This window comes from Noviherbaspirillum massiliense JC206, from assembly GCF_000312045.1.
Classification (GTDB): domain Bacteria; phylum Pseudomonadota; class Gammaproteobacteria; order Burkholderiales; family Burkholderiaceae_D; genus Noviherbaspirillum; species Noviherbaspirillum massiliense.
In genome coordinates, this window is record NZ_HE978635.1 from 653747 (window position 1) to 677236 (window position 23490).

At 61.9% G+C, this 23490-nt stretch carries 20 protein-coding genes; 6 read left to right on the top strand and 14 right to left on the bottom strand.

Annotated elements, in window-relative coordinates; all coding sequences use genetic code 11:
* Positions 1-47 precede the first annotated feature (47 nt).
* A complete protein-coding gene (locus tag HGHM_RS22750; protein WP_161603798.1) occupies positions 48-842 on the top strand; it encodes a class I SAM-dependent methyltransferase in 795 nt (264 codons plus the stop codon).
* A gap of 881 nt (positions 843-1723) precedes the next feature.
* Here HGHM_RS22750 and HGHM_RS21890 read toward each other — a convergent pair.
* The 7 genes from HGHM_RS21890 to HGHM_RS18600 form a co-directional block, all read right to left on the bottom strand.
* On the bottom strand, positions 1724-2224 hold the full coding sequence (locus tag HGHM_RS21890) for an HPP family protein (protein WP_019143072.1): 501 nt from the start codon (positions 2222-2224) through the stop codon (positions 1724-1726).
* On the bottom strand, positions 2221-2847 hold the full coding sequence (locus tag HGHM_RS23635; RefSeq protein ID WP_218918060.1) for a hypothetical protein: 627 nt from the start codon (positions 2845-2847) through the stop codon (positions 2221-2223). The genes HGHM_RS21890 and HGHM_RS23635 overlap by 4 nt, the downstream gene beginning before the upstream one ends.
* 64 nt (positions 2848-2911) lie before the next feature.
* Positions 2912-5128, bottom strand: a complete 2217-nt coding sequence (locus tag HGHM_RS21895) for a molybdopterin oxidoreductase family protein (RefSeq protein WP_019143074.1) — start codon at positions 5126-5128, stop codon at positions 2912-2914.
* 474 nt (positions 5129-5602) lie between these two features.
* Positions 5603-6256 (bottom strand): flavin reductase family protein, encoded by a 654-nt coding sequence (locus HGHM_RS18585; protein ID WP_019143075.1) that lies wholly within the window; start codon positions 6254-6256, stop codon positions 5603-5605.
* Positions 6257-6324: 68 nt separating this feature from the next.
* Positions 6325-7587, bottom strand: coding sequence for an MFS transporter (locus HGHM_RS18590; RefSeq protein WP_019143076.1), 1263 nt, complete (start codon positions 7585-7587; stop codon positions 6325-6327).
* A gap of 70 nt (positions 7588-7657) precedes the next feature.
* Positions 7658-8812 (bottom strand): acyl-CoA dehydrogenase family protein, encoded by a 1155-nt coding sequence (locus HGHM_RS18595; RefSeq protein WP_019143077.1) that lies wholly within the window; start codon positions 8810-8812, stop codon positions 7658-7660.
* Between the two features lie 11 nt (positions 8813-8823).
* Positions 8824-9639 (bottom strand): IclR family transcriptional regulator, encoded by an 816-nt coding sequence (locus tag HGHM_RS18600; RefSeq protein WP_019143078.1) that lies wholly within the window; start codon positions 9637-9639, stop codon positions 8824-8826.
* Between the two features lie 323 nt (positions 9640-9962).
* On the opposite strand from HGHM_RS18600, the gene HGHM_RS18605 reads away from it, so the two are divergent.
* From HGHM_RS18605 to HGHM_RS18620, 4 genes are read left to right on the top strand one after another with little or no spacing between them, the layout of a single operon-like run.
* A complete protein-coding gene (locus HGHM_RS18605; protein ID WP_019143079.1) occupies positions 9963-10733 on the top strand; it encodes an enoyl-CoA hydratase in 771 nt (256 codons plus the stop codon).
* A 3-nt stretch (positions 10734-10736) separates the two neighbouring features.
* Positions 10737-12257 carry a 3-hydroxyacyl-CoA dehydrogenase gene (locus tag HGHM_RS18610; RefSeq protein ID WP_019143080.1) on the top strand — a complete coding sequence of 507 codons (1521 nt, stop codon included), beginning with the start codon at positions 10737-10739 and terminating at the stop codon, positions 12255-12257.
* Between the two features lie 24 nt (positions 12258-12281).
* Positions 12282-13484, top strand: coding sequence for a 3-oxoadipyl-CoA thiolase (locus HGHM_RS18615; RefSeq protein ID WP_019143081.1), 1203 nt, complete (start codon positions 12282-12284; stop codon positions 13482-13484).
* 17 nt (positions 13485-13501) lie between these two features.
* The gene (locus HGHM_RS18620; protein ID WP_019143082.1) at positions 13502-14725 is read left to right on the top strand and encodes a CaiB/BaiF CoA transferase family protein; all 1224 of its coding nucleotides are present in this window, start codon (positions 13502-13504) and stop codon (positions 14723-14725) included.
* A 152-nt stretch (positions 14726-14877) separates the two neighbouring features.
* On the opposite strand, the gene HGHM_RS18625 is transcribed toward HGHM_RS18620, so the two are convergent.
* The 7 genes from HGHM_RS18625 to HGHM_RS18660 all read right to left on the bottom strand — a co-directional run bounded on the left by HGHM_RS18625 (position 14878) and on the right by HGHM_RS18660 (position 22972).
* On the bottom strand, positions 14878-15708 hold the full coding sequence (locus HGHM_RS18625) for a DUF3014 domain-containing protein (RefSeq protein ID WP_019143083.1): 831 nt from the start codon (positions 15706-15708) through the stop codon (positions 14878-14880).
* 85 nt (positions 15709-15793) lie between these two features.
* Positions 15794-17563: a chloride channel protein gene (locus HGHM_RS18630; RefSeq protein WP_019143084.1), complete on the bottom strand. Its 1770-nt coding sequence runs from the start codon at positions 17561-17563 to the stop codon at positions 15794-15796.
* A gap of 25 nt (positions 17564-17588) precedes the next feature.
* On the bottom strand, positions 17589-18014 hold the full coding sequence (locus HGHM_RS18635; protein WP_019143085.1) for a MarR family winged helix-turn-helix transcriptional regulator: 426 nt from the start codon (positions 18012-18014) through the stop codon (positions 17589-17591).
* 354 nt (positions 18015-18368) lie between these two features.
* Complete coding sequence (locus tag HGHM_RS18640; protein ID WP_019143086.1) at positions 18369-19811, bottom strand: MFS transporter; 1443 nt, start codon at positions 19809-19811, stop codon at positions 18369-18371.
* Between the two features lie 147 nt (positions 19812-19958).
* Positions 19959-20531, bottom strand: a complete 573-nt coding sequence (locus HGHM_RS21900) for a DUF4337 domain-containing protein (RefSeq protein WP_019143088.1) — start codon at positions 20529-20531, stop codon at positions 19959-19961.
* 111 nt (positions 20532-20642) lie between these two features.
* Positions 20643-21875 (bottom strand): polysaccharide pyruvyl transferase family protein, encoded by a 1233-nt coding sequence (locus HGHM_RS18655; RefSeq protein ID WP_245549299.1) that lies wholly within the window; start codon positions 21873-21875, stop codon positions 20643-20645.
* Complete coding sequence (locus HGHM_RS18660) at positions 21872-22972, bottom strand: 6-phosphofructokinase (protein ID WP_019143090.1); 1101 nt, start codon at positions 22970-22972, stop codon at positions 21872-21874. Before HGHM_RS18660 ends, HGHM_RS18655 begins: the two co-directional genes overlap by 4 nt.
* 219 nt (positions 22973-23191) lie before the next feature.
* Here HGHM_RS18660 and HGHM_RS18670 point away from each other — a divergent pair, with 219 nt between their 5' ends.
* Complete coding sequence (locus tag HGHM_RS18670; RefSeq protein WP_019143092.1) at positions 23192-23404, top strand: DUF3820 family protein; 213 nt, start codon at positions 23192-23194, stop codon at positions 23402-23404.
* Positions 23405-23490 lie beyond the last annotated feature (86 nt).

A 23490-nucleotide genomic window follows, 5' to 3' on the forward strand; every position in this document is an offset into this window, starting at 1 on the left:
CAGCAATGCGTCCTTGGTCCGTCCTAAATGTAGCAATGCAAAATCCCATGGAATCTTGGGCATTCTTACGGTGGGCAATACATGACCCCATGGGATCACGCCACTACTTTATTGATCGTTGGAAGCATCGTGATTGGCATATTCGTATGTATCCGGTTGATCATGATTGGCGTATGCGAATCGGATCGACTGACGACGACCGCAAGCAGACCGAACAACTATGGCCATCAGTTTTGAGACGCTTAGAAGAACAGGGACTTCGGCCAGGGCCGGAAAGCTATTTTTTTTGGAACGATGGCGATCCTGCATTCATTCAGGCTATATGGTGCTTGGTGCGCCGACTGCAGGCGACAAAGGTGGTTGAGACCGGTGTTGCACACGGAGTGACTAGCCGATTCATTCTTGAGGCGCTCGGTATGCGTGGCGGACATCTCTGGAGTATTGACCTTCCGCCGCCCGGCTCGCCCGAAAAGCACCATGAAATCGGTGCTGCCGTGATCGATCGCACGAACTGGACTCTCCTTCTTGGATCAAGCCGCCAACACTTACCTCACTTGTTGAAGGAAGTCGGGCCTATCGACATCTTCATACATGACAGTGAACATTCCTCGACCAACATGCTGTTCGAGATGCGCTTAGCGTGGGAAGCGCTGCGACCGGGTGGTGCCCTTATTGTTGACGATATTGATTTGAACTGGGCATTTGGTGAATTTAGCAAGCAGATTAAATGTGAGAAGTTGGTCGCAGAAGCGGAACCCATTCGGCCTGACCTGCGAAGATTCAATCAAAAGGGATTGTTCGGAGTCCTGCTGAAGCCTCAAAGTTCAGCCATGAAGCCTTAAAGAGGCTGTTTCGATTGGGTTCGAACACAAAGCGATGATTGCGCAGGCAGAGTGCAGCATGGCGAGGCAGGGGTCTTCACGCTTCTCCCATCGCGCTCGCGGCTGACGAACCCGGTGCGGCCAAGTATGCGTACGCTCGAGAATCCAGTGGCAAGCACGTCCACTACGCTGCTTCTTGTTCTCCTTGTCGTCGCGACTACGTCCGTTAGTGGAGTCTCCACTCCGGTTAAGTTAACCAAGGACCAAACGGACAAAGTGGTTACTGGATCTGGCGATTACGGGAAAGCTCTATACCGCTGAAGATTGCTGCCGCCAGTTACAAGAATCGATCGAATGACGGCTTCCTATTCTGGAGCGGACTTTTTCAACTATGTTCGACGGACAGCTTCTGGCCGTCGTTACCCGTGAATGTTCCGCGATTAGTGGCCGCTTTGCGCCAGCTGCGAACCGATCACAACATCGGCTGGCGCCTGTGGACCGGTAAAAAAAGGTCATCTCTCTATTCCTGAATGTCACACTTCATTCCTGCCTGCCACGAATCGAATCTTTATCAAGATTCTCTTCGTTTCAGTTTACATAAGACAAATTATGCACCTTATCAGGAAAGAGAACGTCGACGAAAAATGGAATCCGTCGCCAATACATCTCTTTTCCGCCCGATACAGAATTGGCGGCGTGGCTGGATCTGGTTTGCGTCTGTCGCCGGTATTGGAGAGAACATCTTCATGATCAGCAAGCGGCCGGCAGAATTCATATCCATGGCTTCGAACCGGAAGCCGGCCCGCTCGAAATGTTCGGACACAATGTGAAGACATCCAAGTTGGGCAAGCACGAAGCCGGTTCACACATGAACCAGTGTGGTAACTGCAATGCTCAACAAGCTATGTCTTCTTATAAGCAGCCCTTCTCGATATCTCTCCCAGCAATGCCATAATCAATACACCGGAAATAATGGTCAAGGCGGTACGCATGGTGGGCTCCAAGTTGCCCAATGCGATCAGCAACGTCGTGGCCTCTGCCGGGGGGTGCTTGGCTTTGACCAGGTGCTGTACGATCATCGAAAGGAAAACAGCCAGCACTGCTGCCGCAATACGCGGCCCTGACAAGGCATGTGCATCTGTGACAGGTAACACGTCAACAGCGTGCGTAAGATGAACAGCGGCGAACCCTGCAGACAGGCCGATCAGATGGCCCACCACCACATTGAAAGACCGTGAGCCTGGCAGGTCCGGCGCGGCGGTCTGCAGCGCCAGCGTCGGCCCAAGGCTCGGGAAGAGCCACGGCATTCCTGAGGCCATACCGATAACGCCAACGATGCCGATCGAGATAGCGGCCAATGCGGGCGGCAGAACCCCGGACTGGAAACCGTTCTCCTGGTTCATGATGGCACGACTAGTGTCTGGGGAGCCGCCTGCCGCAATCTTGTTCTCAGCCAGGCACGCTGCCGCTTGTTCTGGTGCCGGATCGATTTGATCGCTGCTTCGAATTCCTTGTCATGCATGGACCGCGCAGCCTGTTCGAGTATATCGAGCGAAATCATGCTTTCATTGACCAGAAGCCATAAATCGTGCAGGTCACGCAGCATATCGAAACCGCCCTGGCTACGCTGCGTCATCAGCAGTTTGTCCAGCCTTTCCGGTTCTCCCTCCTTGCGTTCCCCGTAGCGATTGACAAACGGATCGAGTGACTTGGCTGCCTCGCTGGACCATTGAGCGAAGATCGCGCATAGCGGACCGATGTCAGGCTCGTCGGGATGCGTGTTGCGCACCTGATCGAATGCCTGGACCAGGCGGCGTTCGCTTTCCTGCAGCAGGCCGATATAGTCGGCGACATGGGCTCTTGGCTCCTTCGCACGCGCGGCTCCCTCGACGAAGGCATCCTTGATTTCCTTCAGCGCATGCATGATGCCGACGCTTTGATCCTGCCCCTGCCCCTGCTCCTGCGATGACGATGCGCCCTGCCTCGGCTCAGGCTGCTGCGAGGCCGGTTTGTCTATTTTTTCCAATCTGACCGCCGCATACTTGAAGTGCGGCTGCTTGCTGACCGGGTCCCATTCATAAACCGTCAATTCATTGGCCGCCCGAACGATCCGGATCGTCCCAGTAACCGTAATGGAAAGGCACGAAGATTTCGCCCGCGCCGATGTCGCCTATCTTCGCCCTTGCCTCCAGCATGCCGCGACGCGACGTCAGTCGGACCCAGTCGCCCTCCGAAAGCGTCAGCCGCTGCGCATCCTGTCCGGAAATCTGCACATAGTCATCCGGAGCGGCATCCACGAGCGGCTGCGACCTGCCCGTCTTGGTGCGAGTGTGAAAGTGATAGACCTGCCGCCCGGTGGTCAGGAAGAATGGATACTCCTCATCGGGCTGCTCGAACGGCGGCATGTAATGCGTCGCCTTGAGGATGGCGCGTCCGGCAGGATTCATTGCACGGTATTCTTCAGGTGACACCATTCCGCCTGTAATCAGGTCATGACCGTAGCTCTCGCAATAGTCAGGGTCAGTAGGAAATACCAGCGATTGATAGGGATGGTGCATCCCTTCAGGATATTCGGCATTGCATCGCCACGAGATGCCGGATCCGCCCGTGAGCTTTGCGTAACTCAAGCCTGTGTAATCGCAGGGGCGCCCTGCGGTGCATTTCTTCCATGCCTCGAATGCCTCCTCGGGCGTAGTCCATTTAATCAGGGGTGCACCGTCCTTGTCCTTCAAGCCCATGCGGCGGGCGAAATCAAGAAAGATCTCGAAGTCCGACCTCGCTTCGCCTGGCGGCTCTACTGCCTTGTGGCTGATGTGGACCGTGCGGTCCACATTGGTGAAGGTGCCCGTTTTCTCCCCCCACATGGCGGCAGGAAGTACCACATCAGCCAGTTGCGCAGTCTCGGTGAGAAAGGCATCCTGTACCACGACAAACAATTCAGGTTTTTGCAGTATGTTGCGAATGCGCCCGAGGTTAGGCAATGAGACGGCCGGATTGGTGCACTGAATCCAGAGCATGCGGATCGAGCCTGTCTCGCAATACCGGAATATCTGCAGCGCATGTGTGGGCGGCGTCCAGTGCGGAATGATGGCCGGCTCCACGTTCCAGAGCCTGGCCAGTTCCTCGATATGTTTTATGTTGTCCCAGTTTCGAAATCCCGGCAGGTCGCCGTCCGCACCAGTCTCCCGGGTATTCTGCGCGGTCGGCTGGCCGTTCATCTGCAGGATGCCGCAGCCCGGACGACCGATTCGCCCCAGCACAAGATTGATGTTATTAACCTGCACGGCCGCGGCGGTTGCCTGGTTGGACTGATACACGCCCTGAAGGCAGGTCGAGAGCAGCATTTTCGATGTCCCAATCATCTCGGCGGCGCGCCGCAGGTCAGCCGCGGCAACGCCGCAGATCTTTTCCACTCGCTCGGGCGGGTATTCTGCGACCGTTTGTTTCAGGGTGGCAAAGCCGATCGTATGCCGGTCGATAAAGTCCTGGTCGATGTAATTGCCTTCAATCAGGAGATGCAGCAAGCCGTTCAGCAAGGCCATATTGGTTCCCACGCGCGGCGCAAGATGGAGATCGGCCTCCTTTGCCGTCATTGTTTTTCGTGGGTCGACAACGATCAGTTTGGGTGGGTTGTTGGTACGCCGCCTGTCCAGCACACGCGTCCACAGCACGGTATCGGTACTGGACATGTTGTGCCCAACCATGAAAATGCAGTCGGTGCTGTCCACATCGAAATACGAACCCGGCTGTCCGTCGCTGCCGAAGGTCTCCTTCAGGGATGCGGCGGCAGTGGCAGTGCAAAGGCGGGTATTGCCATCCATATGCGGCGTGCCAAGACCGGCTTTCCCGATGACGGCCAGCGTGTAATATTCCTCCAGAAACAGCTGGCCGGTTGTATAGAAACCGATCGACCCGGCGGAATATCGCTGATGCGCTTCTTTTGCCTTGGCAACGATTAGTTCCATCGCCTCGTCCCAGCTTGCCGGCTCCAGCCTGCCGGCGCGACGGATAAGAGGCCTCGTCAGCCGCTCCGCGCTATTGTTGGCTTCCCAGCCATGCAATCCTTTGGGCCCGAGCCGCCCGCGATTGACAACATCCTGTGCACGGCCACGCACGCCAACTATGCGTCCATCCTTGACGCCGATATCGCATCCGCAGCCGTTGGAGCACAGTACGCAGGCGGACTGGACCCAACGGTCAGGTTCTTCAAGTGTGCGCTGGTCGACCCGGACCGGCCATTGGTTTTCCCCTTCGAACGGTGTACGGTCGCCCCAGATATTCGAAATGCTGTCGCGTGTCGTGAGCATGCGCCCTCCTTATTTCAATTCGGCAAAGCACTATGTCAAGCAAGAATTATTCCGTTTTGCCACGTATGCGGTCGCATTGGGCCTGAATCAGTCCTTTATCTGCGCCCTTGCTTGCCAAAGGAAGATGAGATGCATGAGCGCAGGGGTTCTTCAACACAGACGTGCGGCCTCTCCCTGCATACACCGGATCGATTGCTTTAAAAAAGAATGGGCCTTCTTTGCGAGCGTTGCAATTTGGGGAATTCCTATTCACATACGATAGATGGACGAAGACTGCCTGTTACTTCTGTGTAACCGTCTTGAACCTGGCGCCATCATGCCTGCCGCCAATATCGCCACGAGACCCTGAATCGCCTGCAGAACAATGAGCTGCTTGCAGACATTGCGGAACCCATAGCTGTTGTGGGCGTAAAAAAAAGAGGAACCGGCTTTTCGTCCGGTTCCTCTCTACGCATAACGGCGGATCGCCCGCGCTCAGTTGTTCGGTCCGTCGCGGCGCAGGCGGGTTTCGACTTCGCGCACCCGCACATAATTGGCGCGGCCCAGACGGCCAACCGGCCGGTTTTCGATCTTTTCCAGCAGGTCGATGCGATGGTTCTGTTCGCCCTTGCGGCCGACGTACACCGCTTCATCGATGTGCACATGCTGCACGCTGCCCATGATCCATTTGTTCGCGCCGGCATCGACGATGTCGTAGAGCTTGCACTCGTAGGAAATCGGTGCCCATGCGACGCGGGGCGGCTTGACGATGCTGCTGGCCGCCTCCGCCAGGGCGGCATAGCGGAATTCGCTGTCGCCGGGCGCGAGGTCGGCTGCGGTCTTGACCATCTCGTCCATCAGGTGCTCGGGCACGATGTTCACCACGAATTCGCGCATCGCCACGATGTTGGTGTAGGTATCCTTCGGTACCCATTGCCCGGCGTGGTTGTCGCCGCGCGGTCCGCAGCTGAAACCCAGCACCGGCGGATACGGCGAGACCACGTTGAAGAAGCTGAAGGGAGCAATGTTGGACACACCTTCGGCGGAAATCGTCGATACCCAGGCGATCGGCCGCGGCACGACGGAGTCGCGCAGCAGGAAGTACATTTCGGTCGGCTGGAAATCGGCAGTGGAAAGCGAAATGGTCATGGCAGAGGAGTGAAGAAAAAAAAGCCGGTCCGTGCATTGCGCAGGAACCGGCGGAGACAGGCAGCCTGTTATTGCTGCGGATCGTAGAGTTTTTCCTTGATGAACAGCGCCGGCACAATCCCGCACAGGAAATACGCCGCACCCATTACCAGGAAGCCGAGGCCAATGGAGCCATTGGTAGCAAGGTAGCCGATGCACGCCGGCGCGACCGCTGCGCCGACACGGCCGACGTTGTAGGCACCACCGACGGCCGAGCCGCGGATCGAGGTCTCAAAGCTCTCGGTCATGTAGGTCGCATTTACGCCGTACGGAATCCCGTAGAGGAAGCCGAAGATGGTCAGCAGATACACGATATTGTCCGGCGTGTGCAAGAACACGATCGCAGGCAGGAAGACCGCTGTACCGAGCGCGCCGAAGGCGAACACCGCCCGGCGGCCGAATTTGTCGGCAAGCCAGCCCGCCACAATCTTGCCGAGGATCATGGCGACATAGGTGCCGACCATGTAGCCGGTCATCGCCTTGAAGTTCATGTGCAGCTCTTTTTCGAGGTAGGTCGGCATCCAGTTGTTGACGCCGTAGTAGCCGAACTGCAGGAAGCCGGCAGCAAGCGCCCAGAGGATGAACATGCGGCGATGAGCAGGATTGGCGAAAATGATTTTCATCGCGCTTTCCTTCTTCTGTCCTACGATTCCGGCCGCCTTGTCCGCGGCGCGTTTCTGGCGCGCGGCGACCCAGGCTGCCGGCTCCGGGACGATGCGCTGCATCAGCACGGCCAGCACGACCGGGATGATGGCAATGTAGAACAGCCAGCGCCAGCCATGCGTCGGAAGGATCCAGCCGGCAAGCAGCGTGGCCACGACATAACCAACAGACCAGCCTGCCTGCAGGGTGCCGAGCACGGTGGTGCGGCGCTCGGTGGGCACATATTCGGCCATTAGCGTGTTCGACACTACATACACCGCGCCCAGGCCTAGCGAAGCGATGAAGCGGAAGAAGGCGAACTGTTCGAAGTTGTGGGTCGTGCCCAGTGCCGCGGTACCCACCGAAAACAGGATGATCGTGGCGACGACCGTGCGCACCCGGCCGAAACGGTCCGAGGCCAGCCCGCCGAAAATGCCGCCGATGGCCATGCCGGCGAGCGTCACGCTGCCGAGTGCGCCGGCCTGCACCTTGGTCAGCCCGAATTCCTTGGTGAGGCTCGACAGGCTGTAGGACAGGAACATCAGGTCTGCCCCGTCGATCATCAGCGACAGGAACGCGAAGATGAACACGGCAATCCATATCTTTTGATTCTCCGCGGTGACCACGGCGCGGTTTGCTGCGACTTCCATTACTCCTCCAGGGGTAGAACGCGCGCGGCGACGGAAGCGTCGCGCGCAAGACAAGTGTGAGAACCGGGAATTACTGTTGCGCGTTCCTGATCATGTTGCGCGCGATGACCAGCTGCTGGATCTGGGTCGTACCCTCGTAGATGCGGAACAGGCGCACGTCGCGGTAGAAGCGCTCGATCGAGTATTCGGATACATAGCCCGCACCGCCATGGATCTGTACGGCGCGATCGGCGACACGGCCGCACATTTCGGAAGCGAACAGCTTGCAGCACGAAGCTTCGGTCGAAATGTCTTCCTTGTTGTCGCGGCGGCGTGCCGCATCAAGAACCATGGAACGGGCAGCATAGATTTCCGCCTTGCTGTCGGCCAGCATGGCCTGGATCAACTGGAAGTCGGCGATCGGCTTGCCGAACTGCTGGCGCTCGATCGCGTAACGCAGTGCATCGTCCAGCATGCGCTCGGCGGCGCCAACGCAGATCGCCGCGATATGCAGACGGCCCTTGTCCAGGACCTTCATCGCGGTCTTGAAGCCGACGCCTTCCTTGCCACCGATGATGTTGACGGCGGGCACGCGGCAATCCTCGAAGATCACATCGCTGGTGTGGGCACCCTTCTGCCCCATCTTCTTGTCGGTCTTGCCGATATGCAGGCCGGGCGTGCCCTTCTCGACGATGAACGCCGAAATGCCGCCGGCGCCCTTGATATCCGGATTGGTGCGTGCCATCACGGTGAAGACGCCCGCTTCCGGCGCATTGGTGATGAAGCGCTTGGTGCCGTTGATGACGTAATGGTCGCCGTCGCGCCGGGCGCTGGTACGCAGCGATGCCGCGTCGGAACCTGAGCCCGGCTCGGTGAGCGCGAACGACGCGATCAGCTCGCCCGATGCCAGCTTCGGCAGGTAATAGCGTTTCTGCTCTTCGGTGCCGTCCACGATCAGGCCTTGCGACCCGATGCCGTTATTGGTACCGATCAGGGAGCGGAAGGCAGGCGACGTCCTGGCGATCTCGAACGCAACCAGGACCTCTTCTTCCATGGTCAGCCCGAGGCCGCCGTATTCTTCCGGGATGCACAGGCCGAACAGGCCGATGTCACGCATCTCGGCCACGATATCGGCCGGGATCAGGTCGGTTTCCGCCACTTCGTTCTCGGCCGGCACCAGGCGTTCGCGCACGAAGCGCGACAGCGTGTCGAGTAGGACGTTGAGGGTTTCTTGATCGCGAATCATGCTATTTCCTTCTAAATGCGGCCCATTGCGCCGCTTACACGTTTAACCAGGCTCACCAGCCGCGGCCCGATGTCATTCTCGAGCAGCTCGCGGGTGAGCATGAAGGCGGGACCGCCGCAGTTGAAGGCCATCATGCCGCCCTCGGGTGCACTGAACGGGACGCCGACGCCCGAAGTACCCTTGTCCCAGTCGCTCATCGAAATGCAGAAGCCGCGCTCGGCGTAGTCGCGCAAGCCCTGCTCGATGCCCGCCTTCACCTGCGGCCATTGATCGCCGGCACGCAGGCGGATCTGGTCCACCAAAAAATTCCTTTCTTCTTCCGGCAAGCCTGCCAGATAGGCACGGCCCATCGCGGTCGTTTCGATCGGCAGGCGGGTGCCGATGCCGCGCTGCAGGATGATCGGCGAACTGCTCCGGACCGATTCCACGTAGACCATGCTGAGGCGGTCGCGCATGCCGATCGACACCGATGCCTGCGAATGCTCCGCCAGTTCCTGCATCAGCGGCTTGGCCACCTCGCGCACATCCAGGTTCGACAGCATCGAATAACCGAGCGACAGCACCGCGGCGCCCAGCCGGTATTTGCCCAGCTCCGGCGAGAAATCGAGGTAGCCGAGCTTGGCCAGCGTGCCTGCCAGGCGCGACACGGACGGCTTCGGGATGCCGGAGCGGCGCGCGAGCTCGGTGATGCCGAGATAGCGCTCCTTCGGCCGGAAACAGCGCAGCAACTCCAGCCCCCGGGCCAAGGCGGTGACGAACTGCCGGTCCTTGCCCTGCTCCTCTTCATCGAACTGTTCGATGTCGCTGCCGTCATGTGCCGTATTCATGCCTGTCCCTCCTTGTTGTTGTGGACTGCCCGCCTGGCCAGTCTCACCGGTGAAAGCTGAAGGGATCGTGTCATATCAATTCTTGTGATGTCAAGTATTTTTAAACCGGCGGTCCGCAAAGCGAACCATACCGGCATCTAACCCGGATAAAGTTGGCAGATCAGACAAGAACCGGCGCGTCCCGGGCAATCGTTATGACACATATTCATGCTGAAGTTGCCTGGAGGGCATGGACCATGCTCTTTACAAGCGGGAGAACTTTCCATATCCTGCGGAAATACCGCCTATCAAACCGGTGGTTCGTTTAGCGGACCCCAGCCACCATGAACGAGCTTATCCTCTCCCGCCCGGAACCGGGCATCGCCAGTCTCTGCATCAACCGCCCGGAAGTCCGCAACGCCCTCAACCAGAGCGTACGCCGGCAACTGGCCGAGCAATTCGCCTCCCTTGGCCAGGACCCGGACATCCGCTGCATCATCCTCACCGGCGGTGACAAGGTGTTCGCTGCCGGCGCAGACCTGCGCGACATCGCCGAGTCCACGCCGATCGACATGCACCTGCGCCAGGTCCAGCGCCTCTGGCAAGCCATCGCCGGCTGTCCCAAGCCCGTGATCGCCGCCGTCAACGGTTATGCCTGGGGCGGCGGCTGCGAACTCGCGATGCATGCCGACATCATCGTCGCGGGCGAAAACGCATCGTTCGGGCAGCCGGAAATCAAGGTCGGCATCATGCCGGGCGCCGGCGGCACGCAGCGACTGACCCGCGCCATCGGCAAGTTCCAGGCGATGAAGATGCTGCTCACGGGGCAGTCGATCAGCGGCCGCGAGGCATTCGCCTCCGGCCTGGCCAGTGAAGTGGTGGAAGACGACAAGGTGCAGGAGCGCGCGCTGGAGCTGGCAAGGACGATTGCCAAGATGCCGCCGCTAGCCGCCACCCAGATCAAGGAAGTGCTGCTGGCAGGACAGGATGCTTCGCTCGACGCCGCGCTGATGCTGGAGAGGAAAGCCTTCCACCTGCTGTTCGCCAGCGAAGACCAGAAGGAAGGCATGCGTGCCTTCTTCGAGAAACGCAAACCCAGTTACACAGGACGATAATCCATGAGTTCAACTTCCCTTGCGCCGGGCCTGCTCGGCATCGTCGGCTGCGGCCTGATGGGCCGCGGCATCGCGCAGATCGCCATCCAGGGCGGCATTCCGGTCATCCTGCATGACAGCCGTCCCGGCGGGGCGGAAGAAGCGCGCGCGGCAATCGGCGCCACCCTGCAGAAGCTGGCCGACAAGGGCAAAATCGGCGCGCAAGATGTCACAGCCGCCTGCGCCCGCCTGTCCGTCGCCGCATCTCTGGCCGATCTCGCTTCGTGCACCACGGTGATCGAGGCGATCGTCGAAAAGCTCGACGTCAAGCAGGAGCTGTTCCGCCAGCTCGAAGCGGTGGTCGGTGATGAGTGCATCCTCGCCACCAACACCTCCTCGCTGTCGGTCACTGCCATCGCCGCCGCCTGCAAGGCGCCGGGCCGGGTGGCCGGCTTCCATTTCTTCAGCCCCGTGCCGCTGATGAAGATCGTTGAAGTCATCGCCGGTCCTCTGACCGATGCACATGTGGCCGATCGCCTGACCGCGATGGCGCGCCAGATGGGCCACACCCCGGTGCGGGCCAGCGATACGCCGGGCTTCATCGTCAACCATGCCGGGCGCGGCTATCTCACCGAATCGCTGCGCCTGCTCGGCGAAAGCATCGCGCCCCATCCGGAGCTGGATCGCATCCTGCGCGAAGCCGCCGGCTTTCGCATGGGACCGTTCGAGCTGCTGGACCTGACCGGGCTGGATGTGTCGCAGCCGGTAATGGAATCGATCTACGACCAGTATTACCAGGAACCGCGCTTCCGCCCGTCGCCGATCGCACGCCAGCGCCTCGCGGCCGGGCTGCTCGGACGCAAGAGCCGGCGCGGCTTCTATCGCTACGAAGACGGCCAGAAGCAGGAGCCGGCCACGGTCGCCATTCCGCCGCGCGTCGCCCTTCCCGTCTGGCTCAGCCCGCGCGATGCCGCAGCCTATCCTGCCGTCAGCCAGCTGCTGGACAAGCTCGACGCCAAACGGGACGAAGGCGCGCGCCCGGGCACCGGCTCGCTCTGTCTGGTGCTGCCAGTGGGCCAGGATGCCACCAGCGCCGCAGTCGCCGCCCAGCTCGATCCGACCCGCACCGTTGCGCTGGACCCGCTGTTCCTGGGCGGCCGGCGCACGCTGATGACCACGCCGCTGACCGCCGACACCTACCGCGACGCTGCGCATGCGCTGTTCGCATCCGACGGCGTGCCGGTCTCGGTCATCCGCGACAGCGCGGGCCTGGTATGCCAGCGGGTGATTGCCACCATCGTCAATATCGGTGCCGATATCGCGCAGCAAGGCATCGCCACTCCGGAAGATATCGACAAGGCGGTAACGCTCGGCCTCGGCTACCCGAAAGGCCCGCTGGCGCTGGGCGATGCGCTGGGCGCCGCGACCATCCTGCGCATCCTGGACGGCCTGTTCGACTTTTATCGCGACCCGCGCTACCGCCCCAGCCCGTGGCTGAAGCGCCGCGCCATGCTGGGCGTATCGCTGCTCACGCCGGAAAACTGAACCAACTTTCATTCGAGGAAAAACATGCTCGACGCCTATCTCTATTCCGGCCTGCGCACCGCGTTCGGCCGCCATGCCGGCGCCCTCGCCCCGGTCCGTCCGGACGACCTCGTCGCTGCGGTCATCCAGAAGCTGGTTGCCGATTCCCCCTTCGAGGCCTCACAGATCGAGGATGTCATCCTCGGCTGCGCCTGCCAGGCGGGCGAGGACAGCCGCAACATCGCCCGTCATGCGGTGCTGCTGTCCGGGCTGCCGCACACGATTCCCGGCCAGACCGTCAACCGCCTCTGCTCCAGCGGCCTGGCTGCGGTACTGGATGCCGCGCGCGCCGTCAACAGCGGCGAAGGCGACCTGTACATCGCCGGTGGCGTGGAAAGCATGAGCCGTGCGCCCTTCGTGGTCGCCAAGAGCGAGTCCGCCTTTGGCCGCGAATTCAAGGTGTTCGACTCCGCCATCGGCGCGCGCTTCCCCAATCCGCGCATCACGAAGCAATACGGTGACGACAGCATGCCGCAAACCGCGGACAACGTGGCGCGCGACCTGGGTCTCTCCCGCGAGGAGAGCGACCGCTTTGCCGCGCTGTCGCAGGCCCGCTTTGAAGCGGCCCGCGCGAGCGGTTTCTTTGCCGGCGAGATCATGCCGATCGAAGTGCCAACCGGGAAGAAGACACCGCCGCGTCTCGTGGCCGAGGATGAACATCCGCGTCCCGAGACCACCTTCGAATCGCTGGCCAAGCTCAGGGCGCTGCACGAGGGTGGCGTGGTCACCGCCGGCAGCGCGTCCGGCGTGAACGACGGCGCCGTCGCCATGTTCGTCGGCAGCCGGGCCGTCGGCGACAAGGCCGGGGTCAAGCCGATGGCACGCATCCTGGCCGGCGCCGCTGTCGGCGTCGAGCCACGCGTCATGGGCGTCGGCCCTGCCTACGCGATTCCGAAGGCGCTCGAGCGCGCCGGCCTCACGCTGGCCGACATGGATGTCATCGAAATCAATGAAGCCTTCTCGGCCCAGGTGCTCGGCTGCCTGAAGCTGATGGGCGTGGCCTTCGACGATGCGCGCGTCAACCCGAACGGCGGCGCGATCGCCGTCGGCCATCCGCTCGGCGCATCCGGCGCCCGCCTTGCGCTGACCGCCGCCCGCGAGCTGGAACGCCGCAACGGCCGGTACGCGGTGCTGAGCCTGTGCATCGGCGTCGGCCAGGGCCTGGCCGTCGTCATCGAACGCATCTGATCCAAGGAGAGCTTTGCATGTCTGGAGCACTGTCACACATCCGCGTCCTCGACCTGACGCGCGTCCTCGCCGGTCCCTGGGCCTGCCAGATTCTGGCCGACCTCGGCGCCGAAGTGATCAAGATCGAACGCCCGGGCAGCGGCGACGATACCCGCGCCTGGGGGCCGCCCTACCTGAAGGACAGCGACGGCAAGGATACCCGGGAGTCGGCGTACTTCCTGTCCGCCAACCGCGGCAAGAAGTCCGTGACCCTCGACATTTCGAAGCCCGAGGGACAGGCGATCATCCGCAAGCTCGCGGCCGAAAGCGATGTCTTCATCGAAAACTACAAGGTCGGCGACATGGCGCGCTACGGCCTGTCCTATAAGGACCTGAAGGAACTGAACCCGCGCCTGGTCTATTGCTCGGTCACCGGTTTCGGCCAGGACGGCCCGATGTCCGGCTTTGCCGGCTACGACTTCATCATCCAGGGCATGGGCGGACTGATGAGCATCACCGGCGAACGCGACGACCTGCCGGGCGGCGGCCCGCAAAAGCTCGGCGTCGCCTTTTCCGACCTGATGACGGGCATGTATTCGACCGTCGCCATCCTGTCGGCGCTGGAAAACCGGCACCAGTCTGGCCAGGGTCAGTACATCGACATGGCGCTGCTGGACGTGCAGGTGGCCGCGATGGCCAACATGAACATGAACTACCTGGTGTCCGGCGCCATTCCCAAGCGCCAGGGCAATGCGCATGCCAACATCGTGCCCTACCAGGTATTCCGCTCGAAGGATGGCCACCTCGTGCTGGCGGTCGGCAATGACCGGCAGTTCGCGAAATTCTGCGACATCGCCGGCTGCCCGGAACTGGCCAAGGACGAGCGCTTCGCGACCAATGCCAACCGGGTGCGGAACCGCGAAATCCTGGTGCCCCTGCTGCAGGAAGTACTCCTGCAGCGCACCACGCAGGAATGGGTCGCGCCGCTGGAAACAGCCGGCGTGCCGTCGGGCCCGATCAACAACATCGCGCAGACCTTCGAGCATCCGCAGGTCAAGCATCGCAAGATGCACGTCGATCTGCCCCATCCGCAATCGGGCACCGTCCCGTCGGTAGCGAACCCGATCAAGTTCTCGGCCACGCCGATCACCTATCGCAGCGCCCCGCCCATGCTCGGGCAGCACACGCAAGACGTTCTTTCCACGCTGGGCGGGCTGTCCGAGGCCGAGATCAAGGCGCTGAAGGACAAGGGCGTCATCTGAAGCGGCATCCGGCGGGCGGGACCCGCCGGTTTTTCGTCGCCGGGTCGGAATGGTTCAGGCGGTACAGCCGTGAAGACTGGGCCGCCGGCGGCAGGCTGCGGCTGATGGCCGGGCGCTGCAATCCATGAGAAAAGGCAGTGCCGGCGCTGCCGTCATTGCGTCGATTCGGTTTCCTTCAGCGTTTCCTTGCTGGTCAGCTCCGCGCGGATCTGACGCAATTTGCTTTTGATTTTTGCCGCATTCTCGGCTCCCATGCGCATCATGATCTTGTGCCCGGCCGAACTGGCTTCCAGCTCCGGATCGGCAAACTTGTAGAGTACGTGCGGCTGCGTTAGCTGTACCGGCGCCTCGGGTTCGGGTGCGGCCAGCAAGTGGTCGATCACCGCGACCAGGCGATCGTTGAAGTAGGCGTTCGGGTATCCCTGTTCCCGATAGGCGTGCTGGAACAGGGGATAAAAATGAATGTACAGCGCGACCAGCTTCTTCGCATCGAACTTATCGGCAAGCCGTACATAAGGTGTGTAGCGCTCCGCATTGCCGGGCGCGATGGCCAGCTCATCTCCCGTTCCGGTCGTGCGGAAGGTGCCTTCAGCCGGCTTCGTGGGGAGCAGGCGCGCAGCCAGCGTCTTGCGCGGCAGATTATCGACGGTAACCACAATGTGCCGCACGATGTCCTCCGGCCGCAGCAGGGCTTTGATCCCTCTCTCGCCGAGCATGGCAGCCAGCGCCTTCCACACATCGCTGTCGCTCTCGTTCAGGGCGGGAAGCGCGCTCGCATCCGCCTCTTCCTTCAGGGGATAGCGGATGGCCGGTTCGGCCGACTCTGCCCGCGGCGGCGGCGAATCTGGCACATCTGCCGGCACGGCTACCGGCTGCAGCACCGGACTTGCCGGCTCCTGCGCCAGGTAGAGCGCGACGCCCGTCACGGTCCCGGCCAGCAGAACGCCAGCCGCCGTCCATCCTCGCGTTTTCCGTCTCATCATGTACCTCCCTGCAGGCAATAACTGCTGCCGCCAGCCTGCACTTGCCCTATTCTGGCCCGATTGTCGGCGCCGGGTTTATCCGGGATCAGGAACTTGCACTCTGGCTGGGCCGTTTCCTGGTCCAGTGAATCAATTTTTCGCGCTGATGTTCTTCTTCATAAAAATGCAGGGAAGTCTTGATCAGGTCGCTGCGCGAAATCAGTCCGACCAGGCGGCGCCGGGCGGGATGGTCCACGACGGCGACGCGCTCCACCCCATGCACCGCCAGGTAGGTGGCGATGGTGCGGCAGGTCTGGTGCGGAAGCGCAATCAGGGAAGCCTCTTCCAGCAGCTCGCCGATCCGTGCATGCCCCGAATGCTGCGCCCGCAGGCGATGGAGCGTTTCGCGGTCGACGAGGCCGATGAAGCGGCCTTCGGCACTGGTAACGGGATAGCTGCGGAACTTCTGCTGGCCTTCGAAATAGCGCGCCGCCATCTCTTCCAGCGGCATTTCCGCGGGAATCCTGACGATTTCTGTGGTCATGATGTCTTCGGCGTGCGTGCGTTCCATTGGATCGACGCCGTATTCGCGGTAGATATGGCGGCCGCGCCGGGCAATTTTTTCCGTCATGATGGAGCGCCGCATGGCCAGCACGGTGAATCCATAGGAAACGCCGGTTGCCAGCAGCAGTGGCAGCAGTGCATTGAAGTCGCCGGTCAGGCCGAGGGCGAAGATCGCGGCCGTCAGGGGCGCACCCAGCACCCCGGCCAGCACTGCCGCCATGCAGACCAGCGACCACAGCGAGGGATCGCCGCCCGGCGATACCATCGACACCACCGTTCCCAACCCGGCGCCCAGCATGAGCAGCGGCGCCAGCACACCGCCGGAAGTTCCCGACCCGAGGGCAATCACCCAGATCACGGCTTTCACTGTCAGCAGGGCCAGCGCTGCGCTCGCAGCGATCTTGTGGTTCAGCAGGTCGGAGATGACGTCGTAACCGACGCCGAACGCACGCGGTTCGAGGTAGCCCCCGATCCCCACGACCACGGCACCGAGTGCCGGCCACCACATCCAGTGGACCGGTAGCCTGGCAAACATGTCTTCCACCTTGTAGAGCGCCATCGACATGCCCGCCGACAGGGCGCCGCAGAGCAGGCCCGCGACCAGGCATACGGCAAGCGCGACCGGCCCGACCGGCTCAGTGTGAAGCGGGAACAGCGGCGCGGCATCCAGCAGCAGGGGCCGTGCGAATCCCGCCACGGCGCATGCCAGGATGACGGGAAGCAGGCTGCGCGGCCGCCATTCGAAGAGCAGCAATTCGACGGCCAGCAGTACGGCCGCCACCGGCGTGCCGAACACTGCCGTCATGCCGGCAGTCGCTCCGGCCACCAGCAGCGTCTTGCGCTCGGCGGCGCTCAGCATGAAATGCTGCGCGATCAGCGAGCCGATGGCGCCGCCAGTCATGATGATCGGACCTTCGGCGCCGAACGGTCCGCCGCTGCCGATAACGATGCCCGACGACAGCGGCTTGAGCACTGCCACCTTGGCCGACATGCGGCTTTTCCCGAACAGAATGGCTTCGATCGCTTCCGGTATGCCGTGGCCCCGGATCTTGTCCGAGCCGAAGCGTGCAATCAGGCCGACGACGAGGCTGCCGATCACCGGCACCACAATGACCCATGCCCCCAGAGTGTGCTCGGATGGCGAACGGTTGACGAAGGAAAACGTCTGAAAGAAGAAAAGATTGGTGAACAGGTGTATCAGGTTCAGCAATACGAAGGCAGCGATGGTCGAGGTCCCGCCAATGACAGCAGCGATGGCGGAAATGTAGAGCAGTCTCCGGTCGCTGCCGAAGTCGCGTTGATGCAGGCGCATGGGTATGGTTGCTTGGATTGGGAAACTAGTTGCGGTCGTTGAACTCGGAAATAGTGGCGACCTTGAATACCCTGCTAAGGGATTCAAGTTCGGCGCGGTGAAGTTCGGCAAGCTGACGCAGCTTCGACTCGCCGAGTGCGGTAAGACTGACCAGGACCTGGCGGCGGTCGACTTCGCCGGGAGAGCGCAGCACCAGCCCCGCACTCTCGCAACGCGAGACCAGCGCCACCACACCATGATGCTGCGACTGCAGCCGTTCGGCGAGCTCGCCCACGGTTGCCGACTCTCGCCCCGGAAATCCCTTTATGTGAAGCAGCAGGAGATATTGCAGCGGAGTCAAACCTTCTGCCTCTGCCGCTGATTCGCTGAAACGCAGGAAGCGTCGCAGCTGGTACCGGAATTCGGAAAGCGCTTCGAAATCGGCCTTGACGAGTTTTTTCGTGGTTTTCATGGCGCCCACTACGGGATGCATGCCGTCGTTGCGAGCGCGTAAATATATCACAATGTGATGTATTGGTGCCGAGACGGGCACTGCTTATGAATCGCCTCTGCCCTGCAATGAACGACAAGACAAGGCCCGAGCACAGCGAGGCGCTGCATGCACGTCCCTTGCAGAATGTGGCCGGCGGCCGCCCGACAGCAGGGTGCGCCTGCGCACCATGCAATCCCGGTGCGCACGGCGCCCCCTACTTCACCACGGCAGATTGAAATTCGTTACAGGGCGCGGCCTTTGCGAAATCACCGGTTTGATCACTGCACCCGGCCAAGCCTTGCATTGGCTTGCCTTGTTCATCCGGCATGCCAGTCAAGCCCTCGGCGCATTTTCGTCTTCCGCTGCTCCGAGTGGCAGCGCAACCTGTTCCAGCGGCTTGCGCTCGGCATCCACTGCAAACCGTAAGGCGAGCATGCCGGCAATGATCACCAGGATGGCCGCGATGGCATAGCCGGCGGCGACCGCACCACGGCTGCCGCTTTCGATCAGCCGGCCGAACAGCGCCGGCGCGGCAAATCCGCCGGCGCCCGTTCCTACCGCATAAAATACGGAAATCGCGACGGCCCTCATCTCCAGCGGAAACACTTCGCTCACCGTCAGGTAAGCCGAGCTTGCCGCCGCCGATGCCAGGAAAAACACGGCAGACCAGCACAGCGCGAGGCTGCGCGCATCCAGCCAGCCCTGCAGGAAAGCCCAGCCGGTGAGCGCGAGACCAATCCCCGACAATATGTAAGTCCATCCGATCATGCTGCGCCGTCCGACATGGTCGAACAAGGGGCCGAGCACGAGCGGCCCCAGCACATTGCCGAGGGCAAAAGGAAAGATGTAGAGCGCAACCCGCCCTTCCGGCACCCCGTAAAAGCGCGTCAGCACCAGCGCGTAGGTGAAGAAGATCGCGTTGTAGAAGAAGGCCTGCGACAGCATCAGCGCCAGCGCCACCATGCTGCGATGTCGGTAGCGCCGCAGCAGCACGTGCACGACTTCAGCCATCGGCGGCGACCCTTTCCTGTGAAAGCCGATGTGGCCGGCGGCCGGTGCCAGCTTGCCGTGCCGGCTGGCGACTTCGGCTTCGATGCGCTCGATGATGCGCTGCGCCTCCTCGCCACGGCCGTGCGCGAGCAGCCAGCGCGGGCTCTCCGGCACGTCGCGCCGTACCAGCAGGATCGCCACTGCCAGTACGCCGCCCAGCACGAAGCCGGCACGCCAGCCCAAAGTCGGTCCGAGCACCCGCGTGTCGAGCAGCAGCAGCGACAGGGCTGCACCGAAGGCGGCGCCGATCCAGAAACTGCCATTGATCGCGAGATTGACCCGGCCGCGCACCCGCGCCGGAATCAGTTCGTCGATGGCGGAATTGATCGCGGCATATTCACCGCCTATGCCCAGCCCGGTGATGAAGCGACACACTGCAAAGAAGGCGAAGCCATCCGCAAAGCCGGTGGCGAGCGTGGCGCACATGTAGACGGCGAGCGTGACCAGGAACAGCTTCTTGCGGCCCAGCCGGTCAGCCAGGCGGCCGAACACCAGTGCACCGATGACCGCGCCTGCCACATACAGCGACCCCGCCCATCCGATCTGCCCGGCCGTCAGTCCGAGCGTGTCGGGACGTTCCAGTACGGCGCCAATCGAGCCCACCAGTGTCACTTCCAGGCCATCCAGCACCCAGGCGATGCCGAGCGCCAGCACCACGCGCCAATGCCAGCGCGACCAGGGCAGGCGGTCGAGGCGGGAAGGAATGTCGCTGCGCGTCAAAGCCATCTGTCCTTGTCCTCCGCCCCTGTCTGCTTTTGCCAAAGGATGAAAAAACTATTGTTACCCGCTTGTTGAAAGACGGTATCCATTTGCATCAAACCATGGCCATGCCGGGCACGTCATCGTGGCGCACGCCCGGGAAGAAATGCGAACTCAAGCGAGCAGCCCGGTGGCTGCGGTCGCCAGTGCCAGAAGTGCGGCACCTATCGAGCCGGCCAGCAGCCATCGCTTGCGTGTCAGGACGGTAATCGACGCCAGTGCGATTGCAATCTGGACCAGCGTCATGGCAAGCGCCATCTTGTGGTGCGGCCGCAGCATTGCATCCGCTTCCGCATCGAGCTTGTCCGCTTGCGCCTTGAGATGTTCCGCCTCGCGCCGGACCTCTTCCTTCTCCGCCTCGTAGCGCTTGGCATCGTTCAGGAATTCATCTCTTTTTTGTGGATCTTCCGTCTGGCGTGCGGCAGAGCGGGAAATGAACTCGCGTGTCGACTTGGCCTGATAGTAGGCCCACTGGTCGCTTGCCTGCGTGAGTTTTGCAATGCTGGAACTCTTCAGGATCTCGGCTTCGACACTGGTGCTGCCGCTCTGATAGCTGAACACGGCGCCGATCGTCGAAAGAATCGCGGTCAGCAAGGCAATCCGCTGCGCGAGACGATTTTCCCTGGACTCTTCTTCCAGCATCTGTTCATGCAGTCCCCGGACTTCGATTTCGGTTTCTTCCGCCATCGCCTTTCCCCTGCCGTTGCTCCTGCTTTCATCCAAGCGGGAATCTGGCATTTGACCCAATTCAAGGCTTTTCCGTTTCAGGCGCGGCCATGCCGGCTGATTCGCACCGGTTCATGCGCGCAACTTCCTGCAAAGCACATCAAAGCCTGCGCGGTACGCTGCCGCGAGTTCTCCCGCCTTTTCTTCAAGCCGCATCCGGTCCACCGCCATGGCTTGCCGGATTCCCCGGGCGGTTTCCCATACATCCACGGTCGTCGCCATGCCCTGCTCTTCCCATGCGGCGGCGAAGGCATCCTGCTTGGTCAGCCGGCCGCTCTGCACAGGATGCATGAGATTAATGCGCGGCATGCCAAAAGCCATGGCGACGATGCGGCCATGCAGGCTGCTGCCGCAATAGGCGCGGCTGCTGGCGATCAGGGCGCAGATTTCCCACAGATGGACGGACGTGAATATTCTGACGTGCGGGGACCGCATGCATGCCGCAAGCCGCCGGTAGCATTTCAGCTCGTCATGCCAGGGCGCGGTGCCGGCACGGAACAGGACCACGCCTTGCTCGCGCGCAAGATCGTCGAACTGGGTGGCGAGTTCGCCCAGAATTTCATCATCGTCGAAGCTGGTGTTGAACTGTACCGCGACATACCCATGCGGAAAGGCAGACAGCAGCTGAGCAACTTCCCCCTCCTGCGCGCGGCGACGGATCTCTGTGCCGAACAGTTCGGCCGTCATGACGGCGGGATCGGGCAGCAGCCGGGTGTCGACACCGCCTGCGTGCAGCAAGACCTGAGTTCGCCTGTCGCGCACGCCGACAGCATCCGCAGCGTTCAAGTTTGAGAGAACCTCCGCTTGCATGGCCGGTTCACAGGCATCGAAATCGACACCGCCGACGCCGTTGTAGATGATATGGCGTGCACATGGAAACAGACTGCGCGGCACCGTGTACGGCGCATGTCCCGCAAGCCCGAGTTCTTCGCGCGCCCATTGCATTGTTCCTTCAGAATGCGCATCGAAGCGCGCGATCACCTGCCGCGCCTGGGCGGGTTCGAGCAGCATCACGGCGGCTTCCCATGCAGTACAGGTCAGCAATTCGCCGCCGGCATGCATGATGTCGACCGGTCGCTCGCCCCATTCTTTGGCGATTTGCGCGATCGCTTGCACCTGATGGCCGCCGCAGGCGCGCAGGTCGCGACTTGCCAGACCGGCGAACACCAGCTTCCTTTCGCCCAGCATGGTCGCAGCCACATGCGGGAACAACAGATCGCCAAAGTTGTGACGGTCGAATGCGCCAAACAGGATGACGGGAATGTCTGACGCAAGCGTTTCCATCGCTGCAGAGGCCGTGATCAATCACCAAAGCTGATGCCGATGTCGCGCGCAGTCTGCAGCGTGTCGCTGTCCAGCGGCACGCCCTTCATGCGGCCGGTGACTTCTTCCAGCGCGACATATTCCACGTTCGGGAAGGCCAGCGACACCATTACGCCCGAGCGGCCCTGGTCCAGCGCACGCACTGCAGCGGCACCGAAGCGCAGCGCGGCGAGGCGGTCGAAGGCAGTCGGGCTGCCGCCACGCAGCAGATGGCCCAGCACTACCACCCGGGTTTCCTTGCCGGTACGCTCCTGCAATGCGGCGGCAACCCGTTCGCCGATGCCGCCGAGGCGTTCGGAATGCCCGGCGGCGGCGGCTTCCAGCACTTCGCGGTGGCCGCCGACAGGATGCGCCCCTTCTGCCACCACCACGATGGAATACATGCGCCCGAGGCGGTCGCGGCCGCGCACCCGCTCCGCCACCTTCTCCACATCGAAGGGAATTTCCGGAATCAGAATGCTGTGGGCGCCGCCCGCAATGCCGGCATGCAGCGCGATCCAGCCCGCATAGCGGCCCATGACTTCCACCACCATCACGCGCTGATGGCTTTCGGCCGTGCTGTGCAGGCGGTCCAGGCATTCGGTGGCGAAGGACACCGCGGTATCGAAGCCGAAGGTGGTGTAGGTCTTGTCGAGGTCATTGTCGATGGTCTTGGGCACGCTCACCACGCGCAAGCCCTTGCGATGCAAGGCATGGGCGATGGCCAGCGAGCCGTCGCCGCCGACGGAGATGAGGGCGTCCAGCTTTTCCCGCGCAAAGAAGTCCACGATCTCGCCCGTCCGGTCGGTTTCCCGGATGCTCCCGTCCGGCATCTGCATCGGAAACCGCAGCGGGCTGCCCTTGTTGGTCGTGCCCAGGATCGTGCCGCCCAGATGCGCGATGCCGCGCACCCGATCCAGGGTGAGACGGACTACGGCGCCTTCCGGATAGCGCTCGGGCGAGAGGATGCCGTTGAAGCCGTCGCGAATGCCATAGCATTCCCAGCCGCGCTTGTTGGCGGAAAGGGCGACCGCCCGGATGACGGCATTCAGGCCCGGGGCGTCACCCCCGCCGGTATTGATGGCAATGCGCCGAATCATTGTCGACACTGAAGCTCCTCTAAGAAAATCAGGTGGATGACAGGCCAAGTGGCCTGGCGGCAAGAGCCGCCATCCGGCCTTGCTTGCGACGCCAGTCGCCGATCTTATCTTCCGGACGTCAGGGAATGATTTTCCTCCTGCCGCAGGATAGACTCAGGATTTGGCACAATGTGCCGTCCTTCATTTTGATCCTGCAAAAGGCAGTCGATCTCAATCACGATGAATCCTGAACTTTTGCAACTCTTGCTCACCCGCCAGATGCCCTACGGGAAGTACAAGGGACGGCTGATTGCCGATCTGCCCGGCCATTACCTCGGCTGGTTCGCGCGCGAGGGCTTTCCGCGTGGCGAACTCGGCACGCTGCTGGCGCTGATGTATGAACTCGACCACAACGCCTTGCGGCATTTGCTCGATCCCTTGCGCGAGCGGTAGCAACACGCTTTCCGCAGCTGTTGGGCGGAAACCAACGCCGAAGCGGCACAAGACGCTCCCGGTCCGACTCTTCTTCCATGCGGATC